This is a genomic window from Pseudomonas sp. dw_358, from assembly GCF_018449655.1.
GTDB lineage: Bacteria > Pseudomonadota > Gammaproteobacteria > Pseudomonadales > Pseudomonadaceae > Aquipseudomonas.
The window spans coordinates 87,350-110,964 of record NZ_JAAVUX010000010.1 but is presented as its reverse complement, the minus strand read 5'-3'; the positions used below and the strand labels follow the sequence as shown (position 1 = coordinate 110,964).

The 23,615-nt window shown below is 67.0% G+C and carries 3 protein-coding genes; 1 reads left to right on the top strand and 2 read right to left on the bottom strand.

Features of this window, described 5'->3' with window-relative positions; genetic code table 11:
- Window positions 1–22 precede the first annotated feature (22 nt).
- A complete protein-coding gene (locus tag HB675_RS16075; protein ID WP_213879330.1) occupies window positions 23–1,210 on the top strand; it encodes a pyridoxal phosphate-dependent aminotransferase in 1,188 nt (395 codons plus the stop codon).
- Window positions 1,211–1,391: 181 nt separating this feature from the next.
- Here the strand turns inward: HB675_RS16075 and HB675_RS16070 are convergent, their stop codons facing one another.
- Together HB675_RS16070 and HB675_RS16065 are read right to left on the bottom strand one after the other, a co-directional pair.
- Window positions 1,392–21,227 carry an Ig-like domain-containing protein gene (locus HB675_RS16070; protein ID WP_213879329.1) on the bottom strand — a complete coding sequence of 6,612 codons (19,836 nt, stop codon included), beginning with the start codon at window positions 21,225–21,227 and terminating at the stop codon, window positions 1,392–1,394.
- Window positions 21,228–21,552: 325 nt separating this feature from the next.
- On the bottom strand, window positions 21,553–23,460 hold the full coding sequence (locus HB675_RS16065) for an AAA family ATPase (RefSeq protein WP_213879328.1): 1,908 nt from the start codon (window positions 23,458–23,460) through the stop codon (window positions 21,553–21,555).
- Window positions 23,461–23,615 lie beyond the last annotated feature (155 nt).

Here is a 23,615-nt window from a genome sequence, read left to right as displayed (position 1 = left end):
GCACGTGCACAGGGAGCCACTGATGCGTTACGCCGCTTTAACCCAAAGGATCGCCGGCGACGGCGCCGACGCCTGGCAGATTCACTACCGCGCCCAGCGCATGATCGACGCCGGACGCGACGTCATGCTGTTGTCGGTCGGCGACCCGGACTTCGACACCCCGGCACCGGTGGTCGCGGCCGCCGTGGCCAGTCTTCAGGCCGGGCATACCCATTACGCCGCCGTGCGCGGCAATCACTCCCTGCGTCAGTTCATCGCCGAGCACCACGCCCGACGCAGTGGGCAGGCGGTGGACGCCGACCATGTGGTGGTGTTGGCCGGCGCCCAGTGTGCGGTGTTCTGCGTGGCCTTGTGCGTGCTCGAGCCCGGTGACGAAGTGCTGGTGCCCGAGCCGATGTACGTCACCTACGAGGCCGTATTCGGCGCCTGTGGTGCCAAGGTGGTGCCGGTGCCGGTGCTGGCAGACAACGGCTTTCGCGTCGACCCGGCGGCGGTGGCCGCGCGCATCTCCCCGGCCACCCGTGCGCTGCTGATCAACAGCCCGCACAACCCCACCGGCGCGAGCCTCGGGTTGACCGCCTGGCGGGCCATTGCCGAACTCTGCGTGAGCCACGACCTGTGGCTGATCAGTGACGAGGTCTATAGCGAACTGCTGTACGAAGGTACCCACATCAGCCCGGCCAGCCTGCCAGGCATGGCCGAACGCACCGCGACCGTCAACTCGCTGTCCAAGTCCCATGCCATGACCGGCTGGCGGGTCGGCTGGGTGGTCGGCTCCAAGGCCTTGGCCGGGCACTTGAGCCATTTGGCACTGTGCATGCTGTATGGCCTGCCGGACTTCATCCAGCACGCCGCCGAAGCCGCCATCACCACCGCGATGCCCGAGGTGGCGCGCATGCGCGAGGTCTACCGCGAGCGCCGCGACCGCGTCTGCGCCGCACTGGACAACCGCCCCGGCCTGCGGGCGCTGAAGCCTGACGGCGGGATGTTCGTCATGGTCGATATCCGACCGACCGGGCTGAGTGCCCAGGCTTTTGCCGATGTGCTGCTGGACGATTACGCCGTCTCGGTGTTGGCCGGGGAAGCCTTCGGGCCGAGTGCGGCCGGGCATATTCGCTTGGGGTTGGTGCTGGAGGCGGATGCGCTGGAGGAGGCGTGTCGGCGCATTGCGGCCTGTGCGGCGGGGTTGATATCTGCGCAGAGCACTTGAATTCAGCATGACCCTGCAGGAGATTCTCTGATCGCTGCGACCCCGGCCGTTCCTCGCCTGTTTTCGCCTGGCCTGGCCTTTGCGGGAATACATTCGTACAGCGCCCAAGGCCGTGTGGGCGGTTGAGCGGCCTGACGAGATGCCATGACAGGCACCTCGCAGCCCCGCCCCAAACAAGACCTCAACCCGCCAACAACCGCCCTAACGCTTCGATCTCTGCCACCCGCCGCGCATTCGCCTGCAGCAACTGCTCGCCCAGGGTCGGCACCGGCGCCACATCGGCCACCGACGGCACGGCCGTATCGATCTGCGCCGTGGCACCCGACACATCCACCGCAGGCGCTTCGGAGCCCGCCGCCGAGAAGCCGGCATTATCGGCCGCAGCCGGGGCCGTGGTGTTCAGCTCATCGACGTCCAGCGGCGTGCGCTGGGCTTCGTTGAGGTCACCCACGGCGCCAGCCACCGGCGCGGCTTGCAGCTCCGTGGAGGCGCCCAGCGCGCCCAGGCCACCCACCGAGTCCAGCAGCGGTCGCTGGCTGCCCAGGGTCAGGTTGCCTTCCAGGTGCTTGACGCCGTTGACCGCCGCCAGCAGTACCGGCTCGTAGTCATTGGCGCGTCCCTGGATCAACAGCGAGGTGCCACCCAGGTCCGGCGGAATGTTCGCCGGGTTGAGCACGCCCAGGGCGTTGAGGGCCTGCGCCGTGGCCACGGTGACGGTGTCGTTGACCGCCACGTTCAAGGTCCCGGTGACCGTGGCGCCGTTGCTGTCGCGGACCACGTAGGTGACCACGTCGGTGCCGGTGAAGGTGCCGTCCGGGGTGTACACCAGCGCGCCGTTGGGCCCTACGCTGACCTGGCCGTGGCCGGCGCTGCCGCCGACCACGGTCAGCGGGTCGCCGTCCGGGTCGCTGGCCAGGGTACCCACCGGCACGGTTACCGGCGTCGTGCTGCCGGTGCTGACGTTGACCGGGGTGCCCGGTACAACGGGTGGCTGGTTGGCCACCGCCGATACCTGGATGCTGACCACCGCGTTGGCCAGGCCGCCGTCGGCGTCACGCACCTGGTAGGTGAAGCTGTCCGGGCCGCTGTAGCCGGCGCTCGGCGTATAGGTGAAACCGCCGTTGGGATTCAGGCTCAGGCTGCCGTGGGCAGGGGGCTGGGTGACGCTGAAGGCCAGGGCGTCGCCGTCCGGGTCGGTGGCCACCAGGGTGCCGCTGTACGGTACGTTTTCAGTGGCGATAACGCTGCTGTTCTGGGTGACCGGCGCCGGGTTGGTGATGTCCAGGGCGAAGGTCTGACTGAGCACGCCGCCGCGCCCGTCAGCGGCCGTTACGGTAATGGCATAGACGCCATTGGCGTTGGGGCCACCGGCCGAGGCACTGCTGCCCAGGGTGCCGGTGATCACACCGGTGTTGGCATCGATGGTCACGCCGGCCGGCAGCCCGGTGGCGCTGTAGGTCAGGCGGTCGCCGTCCGGGTCGCTGAAGTGCGTGGCGGCGTTGATGCTCACCGGCGCGCCGTCGCTGGCCGCCCGGGTGCCGATCGGGGTGTCGACTGGCGCCGCGTTGGCCAGGCCCACATTCAAGGTCACCACGGCGGTGGCGATGCCGCCATCAGCATCGCGCACCTGGTAGGTGAAGGTGTCGACGCCGCTGTAGCCAGCGCCCGGGGTGTAGGTGAAGGTGCCGTTGGGGTTGACGGTCACGCTGCCGTGAATCGGGCCCTGGCTGGCGCTGAAGGTCAGGGCGTCACCGTCGCTGTCGCTGGCCACCAGCGCGCCGCTCACGGCGGTGTTGGCGGCCGTGGAGAAGCTGGCATTGGCCGTGGTCGGCAGCGGGTTGCTGATGTCCAGGGCGAACGTCTGGCCGAGGGTGTTGCCGTGGCCGTCGTTGGCCATCACGGTGACGGCGTACACGCCATTGGCGTTGGGGCCGCCGGCCGAGGCGCTGCTGCCCAGAGTGCCGCTGATCAGGCCGGTGTTCGGGTCGATGGTCACGCCCGCCGGTTGGCCGCTGATGGTGTAGGTCAGGGCAAAACCATTGGGATCGGTGAAATGGCTCGCCGCGTCGATCGTCAGAGCGCCGCCATCATTGGCGGACTGGGTGCCGATCGGCGTGGTGTTCGGGCCATTGAGCGGGCCGACGCTGATCACCACCATGGCGCTGGCCACGCCGCCGTCGGCATCGCGCACCTGATAGGTGAAGCTGTCGATGCCGCTGTAATTGCTGGCGGGCGTATAGGTGTAGCTGCCGTTGGCGTTGACGGTCACCGTGCCATGGACCGGGCCTTGGCTGGCAGTGAAGGTCAGGCCGTCGCCGTCGACGTCCGTGGCCAGCAACTGGCCGGTGACGGCGGTGTTGGCGTTGGTCGACACACTGCTGCCTGCCGTGGTCGGCGCCGGGTTGCTGATGTCCAGGGCGAAGGTCTGGTTGACCGCGCCGCCATGGCCGTCATCCGCCGTCACGGTGATGGCGTAGACGCCGTTGTTGCTCGGGCCACCGCTGGAAGCGCTGCTGCCCAGGTTGCCGCTGATCAAGCCCGTGTTGGCGTCGATGCTCAGCCCGGCAGGCAGGCCGATGGCGGTGTAGGTCAGGCTGTTGCCGTCCGGGTCGCTGAAGTGGCTGGCGGCGTCGATACTGACGGCACTGCTGTCGTTGGCGCTCTGGGTACCGATCGGCGTGGTCAGCGGCGCGGCGTTGCCCAGGCCGATGTTCAAGGTCACCACGGCGCTGGCGATACCGCCGTCGGCGTCGCGCACTTGATAGGTGAAGCTGTCCACGCCGCTGTAGTTGGTGGCAGGGGTGTAGGTGAAGGTGCCGTTGCCGTTGAGCGTCAACACGCCATGGGCCGGGGCCTGGGTGGTGCTGAAGGTCAGCGCATCGCCGTCCACGTCAGTGGCCAGCAAGGCGCCGCTGACCGCCGTGTTGGCGTTGGTGGCGAAGGACGCCCCGCTGGTGGTCGGTGCCGGGTTGCTGACGTCCAGGGCGAAGGTCTGGCTGGTAGCGCCGCCCAAGCCATCGTTGGCGGTCACGGTAATGCTGTAGACGCCGTTGCTGGTGGGGCCGCCGGCCGAGGCGCTGCTGCCCAGGGTGCCGGTGATCAGGCCGGTGCCGGGGTTGATGCTGACACCGGCGGGCAAGCCGCTGGCGCTGTAGGTCAGGGTGTCGCCCTCGGCATCGCTGAAGTGGCTGGCGGTGTCGATGTTCACCGGGGCGCCGTCATTGGCGGCCTGGGTGCCCACCGGAGTGCTGGTGGGGGCGTCGTTGACGTTGATGGTGACCACGGCGCTGACGAGGCCGCCGTCGGCATCGCGCACCTGGTAGGTAAAACTGTCGCTGCCATGGTAGCTGGCCGTCGGCGTGTAGCTGAAGGTGCCGTCGCCGTTAAGGGTCAGGGCACCATGGGCCGGACCCTGGGTGGCGCTGAAGGTCAGGCTGTCGCCGTCCACGTCACTGGCCACGAGGGCGCCGGTGAGCGCGGTGTTCTCCGGGGTGGTGAACGCGGCGTTGGCGCTGGTCGGTGCCGGGTTGAGGGCGTTGAGGGTGAAGGTCTGGCTGAGCGTGCCGCCGTGGCCATCGTTGACGCTGACGGTGACTGCATAGACGCCGTCGGTGTTGGGGCCGCCATGGGAAGCGCTGCGGCCCAGCGTGCCGGTGATCAGGCCGCTGGCCGGGTCGATGCTCAAGCCGGCGGGCAGACCGCTGGCGCTGTAGGCGAGGGCATCGCCGTTGGCGTCGCTGAAATGGCTGGCGATGTCGATGTTCACCGTGGCGCCGTCGTTGGCGGTCTGGGTGCCCACCGGGGTGCTGGTAGGCGCATCGTTGACGTTAAGGCTGACCACCGCTGTGACGGTGCCGCCGTCGGCATCGCGCACTTGATAGGCGAAGCTGTCGGCGCCGTGGTAATCAGTCGCCGGGGTGTAGGTGAAAGTGCCATCGGCGTTCAACGTCAGGCTGCCGTGGGCCGGTGCCTGGGTGGTGCTGAAGGTCAGGGCATCGCCGTCCACGTCGCTGGCCACCAGGGTGCCGCTGACGGCGACATTTTCCCGGGTCGTGAAAGCGCTGTTGGCACTGGTTGGCGCCGGGTTGCTGACGTCCAGGGCGAAGGTCTGGCTGGTAGCGCCGCCCAAGCCATCGTTGGCGGTCACGGTAATGCTGTACACGCCGTTGCTGGTGGGGCCGCCGGCCGAGGCGCTGCTGCCCAGGGTGCCGGTGATCAGGCCTGTGCCCGGGTCGATGCTCAGGCCATTGGGCAGGCCGCTGACGCTGTAGGTGAGCGGGTCACCGTTGCTGTCGCTGAAGTGGCTGGCGGTGCCGATGCTGACGGTGGCGCCATCGTTGGCATTCTGGGTGCCGACCGGGGTGCTGGTGGGTGCATCGTTGACGTTGAGGGTGACCACCGCGCTGGCGATACTGCCGTCGGCGTCGCGCACTTGATAGGTAAAGCTGTCGGCACCGTGGTAGTTGGTGGCCGGGGTGTAGGTGAAGGTGCCATTTGCGTTAAGCACCAGAGTGCCGTGGGCCGGTGCCTGGGTGGTGCTGAAGGCCAGTGCATCGCCGTCCGCATCGGTGGCCGCCAGGGCGCCGGTGAGCACGGTGTTTTCCGGGGTGATGAACGACGCGTTGGCGGTGCTCGGGGCCGGGTTGCTGACGTCCAGAGCAAAGGTCTGGCTGACGCTGGCGCCATGGCCGTCGTTGGCCGTCACAGTAATTGCGTAGACGCCGTTCAGGTTGGGGCCGCCGGCCGAAGCACTGCTGCCCAGGGTGCCGGTGATCAGGCCGGTGACCGGGTTGATGCTCAGCCCGGCGGGCAGGCCGCTGACGCTGTAGGCCAGGCTGTCGCCGTTGAGGTCGCTGAAGTGGCTGGCAGTGTCGATGTTTACCGCTGCGCTGTCATTGGCGGCCTGGGTGCCGATCGGGGTGGTGCCGGGGGCATCGTTGACGTTCAGGCTGACCACCGCCGTCGCAATCGCGCCGTCGGCGTCGCGCACCTGGTAGGTGAAGCTGTCATTGCCGTGGTAACCAGCGGCCGGGGTGTAGGTGAAGGTTCCGTCGGCATTGAGCAGCAGGCCGCCGTGGGTCGGGGCCTGGGTGGTGCTGAACGTCAGCGCATCGCCGTCTACGTCGCTGGCCACCAACACGCCGCTGAGCGCGGTGTTCTGCCCGGTGGTGAAGCTGGTGTTGGCGGTGCTGGGTGCCGGGTTGCTGATGTTCAACACGAAGATCTGGCTGACGCTGCCGCCCAGGCCGTCATTGGCGGTCACGGTAATGGCGTAGGCGCCGTTGCCGGCAGGGCCGCCACTGGAGGCGCTGCTGCCCAGGGTGCCGGTGATCAGCCCGGTGCTGGCGTTGATGCTCAGCCCGGCGGGCAGGCCGCTGACGCTGTAGGTCAGGACGTCGCCATTGACATCGCTGAAATGGTTGGCGGTGGTGATGGACACCGGTGCGGCATCGGTGCCCGACTGGGTGCCGATGGGCGTAGAGGTGGGTGCATCGTTGACCGCAAAGGTGACCACGGCAGTGGTGATGCCGCCGTCGGCATCGCGCACCTGATAGGTGTAGGTGTCGGCACCGTGGTAGCCGGTGGTCGGGGTGTAGGTGAAGGTGCCATTGGCATTGAGCGCCACGGTGCCATGCAGCGGGCCTTGGGAGGCGCTGAAGGTCAGGGCGTCACCGTCGACATCGCTGGCCACCAGGACACCGCTCACGGGGGTGTTGGCGGTGGTGGCGAAGCTGGCGTTGGCGGCGACGGGCAGCGGGTTGCTCACGTTCAGGGCAAACAGCTGGCTGATGCTGCCGCCGTGGCCGTCGCTGGCACTGACCGTGATGGTGTAGACGCCGTCGCTGTTGGGGCCACCGACCGAGGCGCTGCGGCCCAGAGTGCCGGTGATCAGGCCGGTACTGGCGTTGATCGTCAGGCCTGCCGGCAGGCCGCTGACACTGTAGGTCAGGGGGTCACCGTTGGCATCGCTGAAATGGCTGGCGGCATTGATGCTCACCGCCGTGGCGTCATTGGCGGTCTGGGTGCCGATGGGGGTGGTGGTCGGTGCGTCGTTGACGTTCAGGCTGACCACGGCCGAGGCGAGGCCGCCGTCGGCGTCGCGGACCTGATAGGTGAAGCTGTCGGTGCCGTGGTAGCCGCTGGCCGGGGTGTAGGTGAAGGTGCCGTCGCCGTTCAGGCTCAGGCCGCCATGGGCCGGGGCGTTGACGGTGCTGAAAGTCAGCACGTCGCCGTCTATGTCGCTGGCTACCAGGGCGCCACTGACGGCGGTATTGGCGGCGGTGGTAAAGCTGCTCCCCGTGGTGGTGGGCGCCGGGTTGCTGACGTTCAGGGCAAAGGCCTGGCTGCTGGTGCCGCCGTGTCCGTCGTTGGCGGTGACCACGATGGCGTAGACGCCGTTGCTTGCAGTGCCGCCGTGTGAAGCGCTGCTGCCCAAGGTGCCGCTGATCAGCCCGGTGTTGGGGTCGATGCTCAGGCCGGCGGGCAGGCCGCTGACGGTATAGGTCAGGCTGTCGCCGTTGGCGTCGCTGAAATGGCTGGCGCTGGCAATCGCCACGGTGGCGCTGTCGTTGGCAGTCTGGGTGCCGAACGCTGTGGAGGTCGGCGCGTTGTTGACGTTGAGGCTGACCACGGCGGTGGCCACGCCGCCGTCGGCGTCGCGGACCTGATAGCTGAAACTGTCGAGGCCGTGGTAGTTGGCGCTCGGGGTGTAGGTGAAGGTGCCGTCGCCGTTGAGGGTCAAGATGCCATGGGTCGGCGCCTGGACGGTGCTGAAGGTCAGGGCGTCGCCGTCCACATCGGTGGCCAGCAAGGTGCCGCTGACCGCCGTGTTGGCGCGGGTGGTAAAGCTTGAGTCGGCACTGGTGGGGGCCGGGTTGCTCACGTCCAGGGCGAAGGTCTGGCTGACGGTGCCGCCCAGGCCATCGTTGGCGCTGACGGTGATGGCATAGACGCCGTCGGCGTTGGCGCCGCCGTGGGAGGCGCTGCTGCCCAGGGTGCCGGTGATCAGGCCGGTGCTGGCGTCGATGCTCAGGCCTGCGGGCAGGCCCGAGACGCTGTACATCAGGGCATCGCCGTTCAAATCGCTGAAGTGTGCGGCGCTGTCGATGCTGACGGCGGCGCTGTCATTGGCGGTCTGGGTGCCGATGGGCGTGGTGGTTGGTGCGTCGTTGATGTTCAGGGTCACCACGGCGGTGGCGATGCTGCCATCGGCATCGCGCACTTGGTAGGTGAAAGCGTCCGCACCGTGGTAGCCGGCGGCCGGGGTGTAGGTGAAGGTGCCGTCGGCGTTGACCGTGACCGCGCCGTGGGCCGGGCTTTGGGTCGCGCTGAAGGTCAGGGCGTCGCCGTCCACGTCACTGGCCAGCAACGTGCCGTTGACGGCGGTGTTGGAGGCGGTGCTGTAGGCCGAGTCTGAAGTGATCGGGGCCGGGTTGCTGACGTCCAGGTTGAAGGTCTGGCTGACCGTGCCGCCGTGACCGTCGTTGACGCTCACGGTAATGGCGTAGACGCCGTCGGCGTTGGGGCCGCCATGGGATGCGCTGCTGCCCAGGTTGCCGCTGATCAGGCCGCTTTGCGCATCGATGACCAGCCCCGTCGGTTGACCGCTGATGCTGTAGGCCAGGCTGTCGCCGTCGGCGTCGCTGAAGTGGCTGGCCATGTCGAGGCTGAACGGCGTGCTGTCGCTGGCAGTCTGGGTGGCCACCGGGGTGCTTTGCGGCGCCTCGTTGGGCAGGCCGACGCGCAGGCTGACCACGGCGCTGACCACGGCACCGTCGGCGTCGCGCACTTCATAGGTGAAGCTGTCGTTGCCACGGAAGTTGGCGCCTGGGGTGTAGAGGAAGGAACCGTCGCTGTTGAGCGTCAGGCTCCCCTGGGTGGGGCCCTGGATGGTGCTGAAGGTCAGCGCGTCGCCGTCGGCGTCGGTGGCCAGCAGGGCACCGGTCAAGGCGACGTTTTCCGGGGTCGCGAACGCACTGTTGGCGCTCACTGGCAAGGTGTTGCTCACGTCCAGGTTGAATGTCTGGGTGAAGGTGCCGCCCTGACCGTCGTTGGCGGTCACGCTGAGGGTGTAGACACCGTCGTGAGCGGGACCGCCGGCCGAGGCGCTGCTGCCCAGGGTCCCGCTGACCACGCCGGTGACCGGGTCGATGGTCAAGCCCGTGGGCTGGCCGCTGAGGCTGTAGGTCAGGGTGCTGCTGTCGACATCGCTGAAATGGCTGCCGGCGTCGATGCTCACCAGGGTGCTGTCGTTGGCGCTCTGGGTGGCAATCGGCGTGGCGGTCGGTGCATCGTTGACCGGGGTCACGGTGAGGCTGACCACGGCCGTGGCGACCGCGCCGCTGGGGTCGCTGACCTGGTAGGTGAAGCTGTCGGCGCCGTGGTAGTTGGCGGCCGGGGTGTAGGTGAAGGTGCCGTTGGCGTTGAGCACCAAGGTGCCGTGGGCCGGGGCCTGGGTGGTGCTGAAGCTCAAGCTGTCGCCGTCGGCATCGCTGGCTACCAAGGCGCCGGACACGGCGGTGTCTTCGTTGGTTGCCAGCGTCGAGTTCTGCGTCGCCGGCGCATCGTTGACCGGGGTCACGTTGAGGGTGACCACGGCGCTGACCACGGCGCCATCGGCATCGCGGACCTGATAGGTGAAGCTGTCGGCGCCGTTGTAGTTGGCCGCCGGGGTGTAGGTGAAGCTGCCGTCGTTGTTCAGCACCAGGCTGCCATGAGCCGGTGCCTGGGTGGTGCTGAAGGTCAGGGCGTCGCCGTCCTGATCCTGGGCCACCAGGTTGCCCGACAGCGGGGTGTCTTCGTGAGTGGAAAAGGTGGCATTGGCGGTGGTCGGCACGGTGTTGGCGACGGCCAGGTTGAAGGTCTGGCTGAGCACGCCGCCGTGGCCATCGTTGGCGCTCACGGTGATGGCATAGACGCCGTTGCCGCCTGCGCCGCCCGCCGAAGCGCTGCTGCCCAGGGTGCCGGTGATCAGGCCGGTGCTGGCGTCGATGCTCACGCCGTTGGGCAGGCCATTGGCGGTGTAGCTCAGGGTGTCGCCATCGACGTCGCTGAAATGGCTGCCGGCATTGATGCTGACGGCGGCGCCGTCGATGCCGGCCTGGGTGCCGATCGCGGTGCTGGTGGGCGCATCGTTGACCGCGGCCACGCTCAAGGAGACTACGGCGGTGGCGATGCCGCCGTCGATGTCGCGTACCTGATAGGCAAAGCTGTCGGCGCCGTTGTAGTTGGCGGCGGGGGTGTAGGTGAAGGTGCCGTTGGCATTGAGCACCAGGCTGCCGTGGGCCGGCGCCTGAGTGGTGCTGAAGGTCAACGGGTCGCCGTCCGGGTCGCTGGCCAGCAGGGCGCCGGTCAGGGTGGTGTCTTCGTTGATGGCAAAGCTGGCATTGGCCGTGGTTGGCAGTGGGTTGCTGACGTTCAGGGCGAAGGTCTGGCTGAGCACGCCGCCGTGGCCGTCGTTGGCGGTCACGGTGATGGCGTAGATGCCGTCACTGTTCGGGCCACCGTGGGACGCGCTGCTGCCCAGGGTGCCGCTGATCAGGCCGGTGCCCGGGTTGAGGGTCAAGCCAGCCGGCAGGCCGCTGACGCTGTAGGCCAGGGTGTCGCCGTCGACGTCACTGAAATGGCTGCCGGCGTTGATGCTGACGGTGGCGCTGTCGTTGGCGGTCTGGGTGCCGATGAGGGTGGCGGTCGGCGCGTCGTTGACGGCGGCGACGTTGAGGGTCACCAGCGCCGTGGCGATGCTGCCGTCGGCGTCGCGTACTTGATAGGTGAAGCTGTCGGTGCCGTTGTAGTTGGCGGCCGGGGTGTAGGTGAAGCTGCCGTTGGGGTTGAGCACCAGGTTGCCATGGGCCGGGCCTTGGGTGGCGCTGAAGGTCAGGCTGTCGCCGTCGACGTCGTTGGCTTGCAATTGGCCGGTCACGGCGGTGTCTTCGTTGGTGGCGAAGGTGCTGGCGCTGGTGGTCGGCGCCGGGTTGCTCACGTTGAGGGCAAAGGTCTGGCTGGCGGTGGCGCCGTTGCCGTCGTTGACCGACACGGTGACGCTGTACACGCCGTTGTTCAACGGGCCTCCCTGGGAAGCGCTGCTGCTCAAGGTGCCGGTGATCAGCCCGCTGACCGGGTCGATGCTCAGGCCGCCGGGCAGGCCGCTGACGCTGTAGCTCAGGGTATCGCCGTCGACGTCGCTGAAATGGCTGCCGGCATTGATGCTGATGGTGGTGCTGTCGTTGGCGGTCTGGGTGCCGATGGCGGTGCCGGTGGGGGCGTCGTTGACCGACAGTATGGTCAGGGTGGCCACGGCGGTGGTCACGCCGCCGTCGGCGTCGCGCACTTGGTAAGTGAAGCTGTCGGCCCCGTGATAGTTGGCCGCTGGGGTGTAGGTGAAGCTGCCGTCGCTGTTGAGCGCCAGGCTGCCGTGGGTCGGGCCTTGGGTGGCGCTGAAGGTCAGGGCGTCGCCGTCGGCATCGTAGGCGGTCAGGGTGCCTTGGACCTGGGTGTCTTCGTTGGTGCTGAAGCTGGCGCCGATGCTGGTCGGAACCGGGTTGGCGACGCTGAGGACGAAGGTCTGGCTGCTGGTGCCGCCATGGCCGTCGGCGGCGTTGACCGTGATGCTGTAGACGCCGTCGTGGTTGACACCACCTTGCGAGGCGCTGCTGCCCAGGGTGCCGCTGATGATTCCGCTGGCCGCGTCGATGCTCAGGCCGGCGGGCAGGGTACTTGCGGTGAAGCTCAGGGTGTCGCCGTCGACGTCATTGAAGTGACCGCCGGCATTGATGCTGACGGTGGCGCTGTCGTTGGCGCTCTGGTTGCCGACCGGGGTGCTGGTGGGGGCGTCGTTGACGGCGGCGATGGCAAGGGTCACCACGGCACTGGCCAGGGCGCCATCGGCGTCGCGTACCTGATAGGTGAAACTGTCGCTGCCGTTGTAGTTGGCGGCCGGGGTGTAGGTGAAGCTGCCGTTGGCGTTGAGCACCAGGTTGCCGTGGCTCGGGCCTTGGCTGGCGCTGAAGGTCAGGCTGTCGCCGTCGACGTCGTTGGCCTGCAATTGGCCGGACACGGCGGTGTCTTCGTTGGTGGCGAAGGTGCTGGCGCTGGTGGTCGGCGCCGGGTTGCCGACGCTCAGCACGAAGGTCTGGCTGGTGCTGGCGCCATGGCCGTCGTTGGCGGTGACGTTGATGGAATACTGGCCATCATGATTGACCCCGCCCTGAGAGGCGCTGCTGCCCAGGGTGCCGGTAATCAGCCCGGTGACCGGGTTGAGGCTCAAGCCGGCCGGCAGGCCACTGACGCTGTAACTCAGGGTGTCGCCGTCGACGTCGCTGAAATGGCTGGCGGTGGCTATGTTCAGGGTGGCGCTGTCGTTGGCGCTTACGGCCGACAGCGGCGTGCTCACCGGCGCATCGTTGACCGGGGTAATGGTCACGGTGACGTTGGCCGACGAGGTCAGGCCGCCCGGATCGCGCACGGTGTAGGCGATGGTGTCGGTGCCGTTGTAGTCGGCGTTGGGCGTGTAGGTCAGGGTGCCATTGGCGTTGATGACCACGCTGCCATGGGCGGCGCTGGCGGCGGTGACCGACAGGCTGTCGCCGTCCACGTCGCTGTCGTTGGCCAGTACGTTGATCACCACCGGGGTGTCTTCGGCGGTGGTGGCCACGTCGTTCTGCGCCTGAGGCGCGTCGTTGACCGGGCTCACGGTGACCGTGGCAGTGGCCGTCACGGTACTGCCGTCGGCGTCGCGCACCTGATAAGTGAAGCTGTCGCTGCCGTTGAAGTTGGCGGCCGGCTGGTAACGGAAAGTGCCGTCGGCGTTGACCGTGACGCTGCCGTGGGCAGCGCCCTGGGTGAGGCTGAAGGTCAGAGCGTCGCCATCCGGGTCGTTGGCCACCAGGGTGCCGTTGAGCACAGTGTCCTCGCTGGTGTTCAGGTTGACGTTGGCGCTGGTGGGCGCCGGGTTGCTTACGTCCAGTTCGAAGCTGCGGGTCACGCTGGCGCCATGGCCGTCGCTGACCAACAGGTTGACGGTGTACACACCATTGGCCGTCGGGCCGCCGGCCGAGGCGCTGCTGCCCAGGGTGCCGCTGATCACGCCGGTGCTGGCGTTGATGGCCAGCCCCGTCGGCAAGCCGCTGGCGCTGTAGCTCAGAGCATCGCCATCGACATCGCTGAAGCGATTGGACACGTCGAGGCTGAAGGTGCCGCTGTCCACCGCCGTCTGCGTGGCGATGGTGCCCGACGTGGTCGGGGCGTCGTTGACCGCGCTGATGGCGATCGACACGGTGGCCACGGCCGAACCCCCGTCGGTGTCGAGGACCCGGTAGCTGAAGCTGTCGGCGCCGTTGTAGTTGGCGTTGGGGGTGTAGGTGAAGGTGCCGTTGGCATTGAGCACCAGCAGGCCATGGGCCGGGCCCTGCACGGGCGTGGTGTCGACGCTCAGGGTATCGCCGTCCGGGTCGCTGTCGTTGCTCAGCACGTTGCCCGTCACGGCCGTGTCTTCCTGGGTGCTGACGGTGTCGGCACCGGCTACCGGCGCAGGGTTGTGCACGCTCAAGGTGAAGTTCTGGCTGACCACCGCGCCTTTGCCATCGGCGGCGCTGACCACCACGGCATAGGCGCCGCTGGTGACCTGCACCGACGCATGACCGCCGAGTGTGCCGCTGATCAGGCCGGTGGCCGGGTCGATGGTGATCCCGACAGGCAGCCCCGTGGCGCTGTAGGTCAGGGTGTCGCCATCGGCGTCGGTGAACGCGCCGCCCACGGCCAGGTGCAAGGTCTGGCCATCGTTGGCGTCGACGTTGGGCAGGGCCGTGGCCACCGGTGCGGTATTGGGTTGGGCGCCGACGGTAATGGTCACCGTGGCGGTTTCATGGGTGCCGTTGGAGAGCACGGTATAGGTGAAGGTGTCGGTGCCGATGAAACCGGAATTGGGCGTGTAGTGGGCGTTGCCCTGGGCGTCGAGGGTCACCACGCCGCTGGTGGGGGTGGTGAAGCTCTCGACCACACGGCCGGCGTTTTCGAAGCTGTCGTTGGCCAGCACGTTGAAGTCCACGGCGCTGCCGGACACGGTGCTGACGTGGTCGTCGACGATGTCGGCCACCGGGGTGATGCCGACGGGCAGGATGGCGCTGACGTTGAGCACGCCGCCGATCAACTGGCCCAGTTGCAGGGTGATATCGAGGTTGCCGTTGTAGTCGGCGCCGGGGGTGTAGATCAGGCTGTTCAGGGCGGCATTGATGTCTGCGACGGTGCCGTGTACTTCCAGGGTGCTGTCGTTGGTACCGGTGCCCTGGGTCAGGGTCAGGCCGGCGGTGGTGCCCAGGGTGAAGGTGCCCACGGGGACCGAGAGTTTGAGGTCCAGCACCTGGCCGTCGACGTCGCCGACGCTGAGTTTCTGGCCCAGCAGGTTGGCGAAGATCAGCGGGGTGTCTTCGGCCAGCAGCGGGATCGCCGGCAGTTGCAGGGTCGGCAGGTCCGGTACGGCGATCAGGTTGACCGCGATCACCCCGGTGGCCGTGGCACCGTCACCGTCCACCACGCTGTAGGTGATGGTGTCGGCGCCGTTGTAGTTGGCGTTGGGGGTGTAGGTCAGGGTGTGGTCGGCGTTCAGGGTCACGGTGCCGTGCAGCGCGGTGCCGCCGGTAAGGGTGACGGTATCGCCATCCGGGTCGATGGCGGCCACGGTGGTGATTTGCAGCGGCGTGTCTTCAAGGCCGGTGAGCAGGCCAGGGGTGGTGACGGGCGCGGGGTTGTTGACGTGCAGTTGCAGGGGCGAGGTGACCGAGGCACCGGCCAGATCAGTGGCGGTGACCACGATAGTGTAGTTGCCGTTGGCGACCTGGGACGCATGACCGCCCACCTGGCCGGCAATGATGCCGGTCAGCGGGTCGATGGCCAGGCCCGCGGGCAGGTTGCTGGCGCTGTAGTGCAGCACGTCGAACAGGTCGCCGTCACTGAAGGCGCCAGCGGTGGCAATGGCCACCACGGCGGCGTCGTTGACGGTGGCTGAGCCCAGGGGAACGCTGGTGGGTGGGGTGTTGGTGCCCACCACCACGTTGACCGCGATCTGCTCGGTCACGCCACCGGCGGTGACGGTGTAGGTGAAACTGTCGGCGCCGCGATAGCCGGCGCCCGGGGTGTAGGTGACCGCGCCGCCGAGGCCGATCACCACGGTGCCGTGGCTGGCGCCGCCGACGGCGGTGATCGCCGCTGCCGGGTCGCTGAAGCTGTCGTTGCTCAGCGGATAGAAGGTCACCGGTACCAATGGCTGAGTGGTGATGCTGTCAGCCACGCCATCGGTGACCGGGGTGATGGTCAGCGTGGTGTTGGCATTCTGGGTCAGCAAGCCGTCGCTGGCCGACAGGCTCAGGTTGGCGCTGCCGTTGTAATCGGCAGCCGGCTTGAACACCAGGCCGTTGAGGGCGGCGTTGATCGCGCTGGCGCTGCCGGTGAAGACCATGGCGCTGTCGGCGGTGCCGTCACCGCTGCTGAAGGCCAGGCCGCTGGTGCTGGACAGGGTCAGGGCGCCATGGGTCACGCCCAGGGTCACGGTGAGGGTGTCGCCATTGGCGTCGTTGACCACCAGGGCGTTGCCCGCCGCAGTGCTGAAGGTCAGCGGTACGTCTTCGGCCAGGCTCACTGCCGCCGGCATGCTCACGGTGGGTGCGTAGTTGGGCAGGGCAGTGTTGATGGTCACCGTGGCGGTTTCGGTGGTGCCGTTGGAGGTCACGGTGTAGGTGAAACTGTCGCTGCCCAGATAGCCGGTGGTGGGGGTGTAGGTGGCATTGCCCTGGGCGTCGATGGTCACCACGCCGTGGCTCGGGGTGCTATAGCTGCTGACTGCGCGGCCGGCGTTCTCGAACGTGTCGTTGGCCAGCACGTTGAAGTTGGCCGGGGTGTTCAGGGTGGCATTGACCTGGTCGTTGACGATGTCCGCCACCGGGGTGATGCCGATGGGCAGGATGGCACTGACGTTCAACACGCCACCGATCAACTGGCCCAGTTGCAGGGTGATGTCAAGGTTGCCGTTGTAGTCGGCACCGGGGGTGTAGATCAGGCTGTTCAGCGCAGCGTTGATGTCCGCCACGGTGCCGTGCACTTCCAGGGTGCTGTCGTTGGTGCCGGTGCCCTGGGTCAGGGTCAGGCCGGCGGTAGTGCCCAGCGTGAAGGTACCGACCGGGACTGACAGTTTGAGGTCCAGCACCTGGCCGTCGACATCGCCGACGCTGAGCTTCTGGCCCAGCAGATTGGCAAAGATGATCGGGGTGTCTTCGGCCAGCAACGGGATTGACGGCAGCCGCAGGGTAGGCAGGTCGGGTACGGCGATCAGGTTGACCGAGATTACCCCGGTGGCCGTGGCGCCATCGGCGTCCACCACGCTGTATGTGATGACGTCGGCGCCATTGTAGTCGGCATTGGGCGTGTAGGTCAGGGTGTGATCGGCATTCAGGGTCACGGTGCCGTGCAGCGCAGTGCCGCCGGTGATGGTGACCGTGTCGCCATCCGGGTCGACCGCCAGTACGGTGGTGATCTGCAGGGGCGTGTCTTCCAGCCCGGTCAGCAGACCGAGGGTCGTCACCGGGGCCGGGTTATTGACGTGCAGTTGCAGAGTCGACGTGACCGAGGCACCCGCCAGGTCGGTGGCCGTGACCACCACGTTGTAGTTGCCGTTGGCCGCTTGTACCGACGCATGGCCGCCGACGGTGCCGGAAATGATCCCGGTCAACGGGTCGATCGCAAGGCCTGCCGGCAGGTTGCTGGCGCTGTAATGCAGCACGTCGAACAGGTCGCTGTCGTTGAACGCACTGGCGGCGGTGATCAGCACCACGGCGCCGTCGTTCACCGTGGCGGTGCCCAATGGCACGCTGGTGGGCGCGGTGTTGGTGCCCACGGTGACGTTGACGGCGATCTGCTCGGTCACGCCACCGGCCGTGACGGTGTAGGTGAAGCTGTCGGCGCCACGGTAGCCAACGGCCGGGGTGTAGGTCACCGCGCCATTGAGCCCGAGCACCACGGTGCCGTGAGCGGCGCCGCCGACGGCGGTGATGGCCGCCGCCGGGTCGCTGAAGGTGTCGTTGGCCAGCGGGAAGAAGGTCACCGGCACCAAGGGCTGGGTCAGGATGTTGTCAGCCACGCCGTCGGCCACCGGGGTGATGGTCACTGTGGTGCTGGCGCTCTGGCTCAACAGCCCGTCGCTGGCCAGCAGGCTGACGTTGGCGCTGCCGTTGTAGTCGGCCGCTGGCTTGAATTGCAGGCCCTCGAGGGCAGCGTTGATGGCGCTGGCGCTGCCACGGAAAACCATGGAGGCATCGGCGGTACCGTCGCCGCTGGTGAAGGTCAGGCCGCTGGTCTGGGACAGAGTCAAGGCGCCGTGGGTGGCGCTCAGGGTCACGGTGAGGGTATCGCCGTTAGCGTCGTTGACCAACAGGGCGTTGCCACGCGCAGCGTTGAACAGCAGGGTCGCGTCTTCGGCCGAGGTCTGGGTGGCCGGCATGCTCACGGTTGGTGCGTAGTTGGGCAGCGCGGTATCGATGCTGACCGTGGCGGTTTCAGTGGTGCCGTTGGAGGTCACGGTGTAGGTGAAGCTGTCATGGCCCAGCCAGCCGCTGTTGGGGGTGTAGACGGCGTTGCCCTGGGCGTCGACGGTGACCATGCCGTGGGCCGGGGTGGTGAAGCTGGAGACGACACGGCCGGGGTTTTCGAAGCTGTCGTTGGCCAGCACGTTGAAGCTGGCCGCCGTGTTCAGGGTGGCATTGACCTGGTCGTTGACGATGTCGGCCACCGGCGCGATGGAGATCGGCAGCACGGCGTTGACGTTGAGGATGCCGCCCAGCAGCGTGCCGAGGTTGAGGGTCAGGTTCACCGGGCCGTTGTAGTCGGCGGCCGGGGTGTAAATCAGGCTGTTGAGGCCGGCGTTGATATCGGCCACGGTGCCGCGCACGTCCAGGGTGGTGGCGCCGTTGCCGTCAATGGTCTGTGCCAGGGTCAGCCCGGCGGTCTGGGTCAACGTGAAGCTGCCGATCGGCACCGAGAGCTTCACCTCCAGGACGCCACCGTCGATGTTGCCGACGCTGAGTTGCTGGCCCAGCAGGTTGGCGAAGATGATCGGCGTGTCTTCGTTGAGCAATGGGATCGACGGCAGTTGCAGGGTCGGGATGCTGGGGTTGCCGGCCAGCAACACGGCCACGGTGCCCACGGCGCTGCCGCCGTCGGTGTCGACCACGGTGTAGGTGATTGCATCCAGCCCGTAGTAGCTGGCATTGGGTTGGTAGGCCAGCGAGCCATCGGCCTTGATCGTCACGGTGCCATGCAGCGCCGAGGCTTGGGTGATGTGGATGGCGTCGCCGTCCGGGTCGATGATGGCCAGGGCGGTGATGTCGAGGTTGAGCAGGGTGTTCTGGGTGCCGCCGACTTGCAGGCCCGGCAGCGGGATCGGCGCCGGGTTGGTCACGGTCATCTGCAGCGCGCTGGTGGCACTCTGGCCGGCCAGGTCGGTGGCGGTGACGACCACGTTGTAGATGCCGCCGTTGACGGTGGAGGCGTGGGTGTTGACCAGTCCGCCGATGATGCCGGTGGCCGGGTCGATGGTCAGGCCTGCCGGCAGACCGCTCGCGCTGTAGGTCAACAAGTCGAGCAAGTCCGGGTCGTGGAAGGCCAGCCCGGCCGGCACGGCCACCAGACCACCGTCCACCGTGGCGAGTGTGCCCAGGCCGGTGGCGATGGGCGCGCGGTCACCGACGGTGACGCTGATCGACAGCGTCTCCAGGGTGCCACCGGAATTCACCGTGTAGGTGAAGGTGTCGGTGCCGGAATAACCGATGGCCGGGGTGTAGGTCACGGTGTTGCCGAGGAAAGCCACCACGCCGTGAGCGGCACTGCCGACACTGCTGATGAAGGCGCCGGCGGCAAAGGTGTCATTGACCAGCGGGGTGAAGCTGACGGGGGTCAGGATGCTGGTGGTACCCGTCTGGGTGATGCCGTCGGCCACGGCGGTGACGTTCAGGGCAACGCTGGCGTTCTGCACGGCGGCGATGCCGTCGCTGGCCTGCACGCTGATTGCCGCGCTGCCGTTGTAATCGGCCACTGGCGAGAACGACAGGCCGTTGAGGGCCGCGTTGATCGCCGCGATGCTGCCTTTGAAGACCATGGCCGGGTCGGCCGTGCCGTCACCGCTGGTGAAGGTCAGGCCGGTGGTCTGGGACAGGGTCAGGCTGCCGTGGGTCGAGGCCAGGGTCACCGTCAGTTGGTCACCGTTGGCGTCGCTCACCGCAATGGCATTGCCCGACGTGCTGGAAAACACCTTGGTGGCATCTTCGGCAAAGGTCTGGGCGGCCGGGACGGTGATCACCGGCGGGAAGTTGATGTAGGTGTTGACGTTGACCGTGCCGGTCTCGGTGACGCCACCGGAGAGCACGGTGTAGGTGAAGGTGTCGGAGCCGCTGTAGCCGCTGGTGGGGGTGTACACCACGTTGCCCTGGGCGTCGAAGGTCACACTGCCGTGGGCCGCGGTGCCGACGGCGGTGACTACGCGGCCGGCCGCGAAACTGTCGTTGCTCAGCACGTTGAAGGAAGCGGCGGTGTTCTGCGGCGTGCTGACCGTGTCGAGCACCGCATCGGGCACTGCGGTGAAGACGATGGGCAGAATGCTGGTGACCCCGGCTACCAGGTTGTCGGTCGCGGTCACGGTGAGGTTGACCGTGCCGTTGAAGTCCGGCACCGGGGTGTAGACCAGGCCGTTCATGGCCGCATTGATGTTGGCCTGGGTGCCCTGGATCGTCATCACTGCGTTGGCGGTGCCGTTGCCCTGGGTGAACGTCAGGCCGGCCACCGAGCTCAAGGTCAGGGTGCCGGTGGGCACCGAGAGGGTGACCTTGACCACCGCGGTGTCGGCGTCGGTCACGGTCAGCGCCGTGCCCAGCGCGCTGGACAGGATGACCGTGGTGTCTTCGTTGCGCGCTGTCACCGTCGGCAGGTGAATCACCGGCAGGGCGTCGTTGAGCACGGTGACGGTCACCGATGCGGTGCCCAGGACGATGCCCAGACCATCCTTGAGGGCATAGTTGAAGGTGTCGGTACCGAAATAGCCCGCGGTCGGTTTGTAGCTGATGGTGTTGTCGGCGTTGACCGTGGCGGTGCCGTGCAGTGGCGAGGTCGCTACCGCGACGTTGACCGTGGCGCCGAGGACGATGACGTCGTTGTTCATCACCGAGATGATGTTGCCGGTGGTGTTGATGGCCACCGTGGCAGTGTCGTTGACCGGCACCGACAGCAGCAGGTCGTGATGCCAGTCGCTGGCCTGGATGGCCTGGGTCTGGATCAGGCCCACGTGGTCTTCCAGCACCCAGTTGCCGCCCACGCCGGTGACGTCGGTGGACGCGGCCACGTCGGCAGTCAGGGCATCGGCCAGCGCTTGCACCGTGGCCTGGCCATCGCTGCCGGCGGCCAGGTCGCAGCCGTAGATCAGCACGTCGCCGCCGCTGCTCAGGTGCTGACCGATTTCTGCCAGCACGCTGGCGAACTCGCCCTTGATCGAAGTGCTGTCCAGTACCGTGCTGCCCACTTCCAGTTCGCCTTCGCTGGCATGGGTGATGATGTGGATGGCGTCGATGTTGCTGCGGCCCTGCAAGGCCGTGGCGATCTGGGTCAGGCCGTCGGTATTGGGATTGAGCCAGACGATATCGGCATGGGCGGGCAGGTCGGCCACCAGGGTCGCCTTGTCGGGCAGGCTGGAATCGATGAAATAGACTTCCTGGCGCGCGGCGGCTTCGTGGGCTGGGGCGGTGGCGACCAGGGCGTGGTTGAGGGTGTCGTTGGCGTCGGCCGGTTGATGGTCGACGGCGGCAGCGGCGGCGCTGTGATCGACGGCGGGGGCATCATGATGAGTGGCATCGGCGGCGGCAGCAGCGGCCGGGTGCGGCGAGGCCGTCAGCGCGGCGGCTGCGGTGGCGACGGCGGCACCGTCGAACATCAGGCGCGGCTCCAAGGCAATGCGGATGGCCGAGCTGTAAATGTGTCGACTGTTCATCATGACCTCCAGGTACGAACGATTGCCTCACAACGCTCAGTCTTCTTGCGGACGAGGCGGGGCTGACTCTGTATCGGCAGTGGATCCACAGGGTTGATGGCCGTTGGTCAGGTATTGGATCCGGCGATATCAGCTAAAAGCACAGCACAGTCGTGGCAGATTGCCTGCACGACTGTTCGGGGTTGTGATGGGTCTCTCAGAGCGGGGTGGTGTATCTGATCGCAGGACCGACCTTGCTCGGGAACTGGGGCACGCGGTCTTGATGAACCACCGCGTGACGGCTTTCCCGAGCAAGCTCGCTCTTGCAGGACGTCGAGGTTGAGGATCAGCTACCGGTATAGGCAGCGGCCTGCTCCAACCCCTGCGCATCATGGGCATGCAGGCTGCGCACATTCATCCCCAGTGCGGCATACACCTCGGTGCCGTTGATGGTTTCTTCCATCAACAGGCGGTCGACGATGAAGTCCATGACGTCGCGGTGTTCTTCCAGCAGGGCGTCGCATACCGCTTCCTGCTCGCGCAGCAGGGTGTTGACCTGGTCCAGGGTCTTGCCCGGCTCGACTTCGATGCCCGCTTCGCGCATCACGCTCAGGGTGGCCAGGTCCTTGTTCGGCCCCATGCCCAGGCCGCTGACCATGGACAGGGCGATCTTGGTGGCTTCCTGCAGGTCCGAAGAGGCGCCCGAGGACACTTCGTTGAAATACATTTTCTCGGCGGCGCGTCCTGCCAGCAGCATGACGATGCGGTTTTCCAGCTCCGACTTGCGGTGCAGACGCTTGTCTTCGGTCGGGATCACCAGGGTCACGCCCAGGGCCTGGCCACGGGGCAGGATGGTAACCTTGTCGACTTTGCCGATTTTCAGGCGCGCGGCAGTCAGCGCATGGCCCGCTTCATGCACAGCGATGCACAGGCGCTCTTGTTCCGTGAACGGCGTGATGCCGGACGGCTGCTCGCCGATGCGGTTGGTCTCGATGGCGTCGATCACGTGGCGCTCTTCGATGGAACTGGCGTGTTCGCGAGCGGCAAAGATCGCCGCCTGGTTCACCAAGGATGCAATGGCCGCCGGGGTCAGGCCCATGCACGTGCCCGCCAGGCGGTCGATGTCCATCTCGCCGACCTTTTTCAATTTGCTCAGGTACAGGCTCAGCAGGCCCTTGCGGTCTTCCAGGGTCGGCAGCGCCACGGCGATGGTGCGGTCGAAGCGGCCTTCACGGCGCAGGGCCGGGTCCAGGGATTCGGCCAGGTTGGTGGCACCGATCACCAGCACGCCTTCGGCGCCGTTGAAACCATCCATTTCGGTGAGGAACTGGTTGACGATGCGGTTCTGCTCGGTCTCGCCCATGCGCGGCTCGGAGGCGCGCTTGCCGATGCCGTCGATCTCGTCGATCAAAATGATGCAGGGGGCTTTGCGCCGCGCCTGGCGGAACAGGTTGCGCACCTTGATGATGCCGACGCCATAAAACATGCTGGAAAAATCGCTGCCGGTGGCGGCAATGAAATTGACCCCGCACTCGGCGGCCAGGGCCTTGGCCAGATGCGTCTTGCCGGTACCGGGCAGGCCGGTCAGCAACACGCCGCGAGGCGCGCGGGCGCCCAGCGATGAAAAACGCTCGGGGTGACGCTGGGCGGCAGCGATGTCCAGCAGCGCCTGCTTGGCTTCACCGCAACCGATCACGTCGTCGAAGGTGATCTTTGATTTCTTTTTGCGCTTGAGGTGACTGGTGACAAAACCCCAGAGCATCGGCCAGGCCACGCTCAGGACCACGCCGATGATCAGCAGGCGCATGGCCATGTCGATGGCGTAGCCGGCACTGAAGGCGGCCGACGGGCGCTCCTTGAGTTCGGAAAACTGGAAGCGTGGGGTGGTGTACCGGGCCACGAAGTCATAAGTCTGGCGTGCAGCCAGGCCCAACTGGTCGACGATGGCATAGCGCTCGCCGTCCTTGAGGGTCACGTACAGGTGATCGTTGCCGGTCACCGCTTCTGAAACCTTGCCGGCCCGCAGGTCATCGACGAAATTGGAGAAGCGCGAGTCGTGCTCGGTCCATGGCTTGTCGTTGTGCTGGATCTGCACGGCCATGGCGGTGTTCATGTCGGGCGCGGCGGTGGGTTCCGCGCTGTAAAGCCAGGTGGCGCCTGCGATCAGGAACGTCAGGGCGATGCCTGCTGCTGATTGCCAGTAACGGTTGCGCGAGAGCTTGCGCGCCCGGTGTTTGATTCCTGATCTGGACATCTGTACCTCGGTTTCGATTGATCCATGTCGGACGGTATGGACGAGCGACAAAATTCCGTTCCCGTCGGAGTGTTTGCCAGAACCGGGCCAAGTTCCATGCAGTTGGTCGGTGGCGGACGGACGGTCCCGAAGGGCTCGTGACTGTCATGTGAACC

Bases quoted from the DNA above. Each gene is read 5' to 3' on its own strand.
- HB675_RS16075 (WP_213879330.1), top strand. From the start codon at position 23: ATGCGTTACGCCGCTTTAACCCAAAGGATCGCCGGCGACGGCGCCGAC.
- HB675_RS16070 (WP_213879329.1), bottom strand. From the start codon at position 21,227: ATGAACAGTCGACACATTTACAGCTCGGCCATCCGCATTGCCTTGGAG.
- HB675_RS16065 (WP_213879328.1), bottom strand. From the start codon at position 23,460: ATGTCCAGATCAGGAATCAAACACCGGGCGCGCAAGCTCTCGCGCAAC.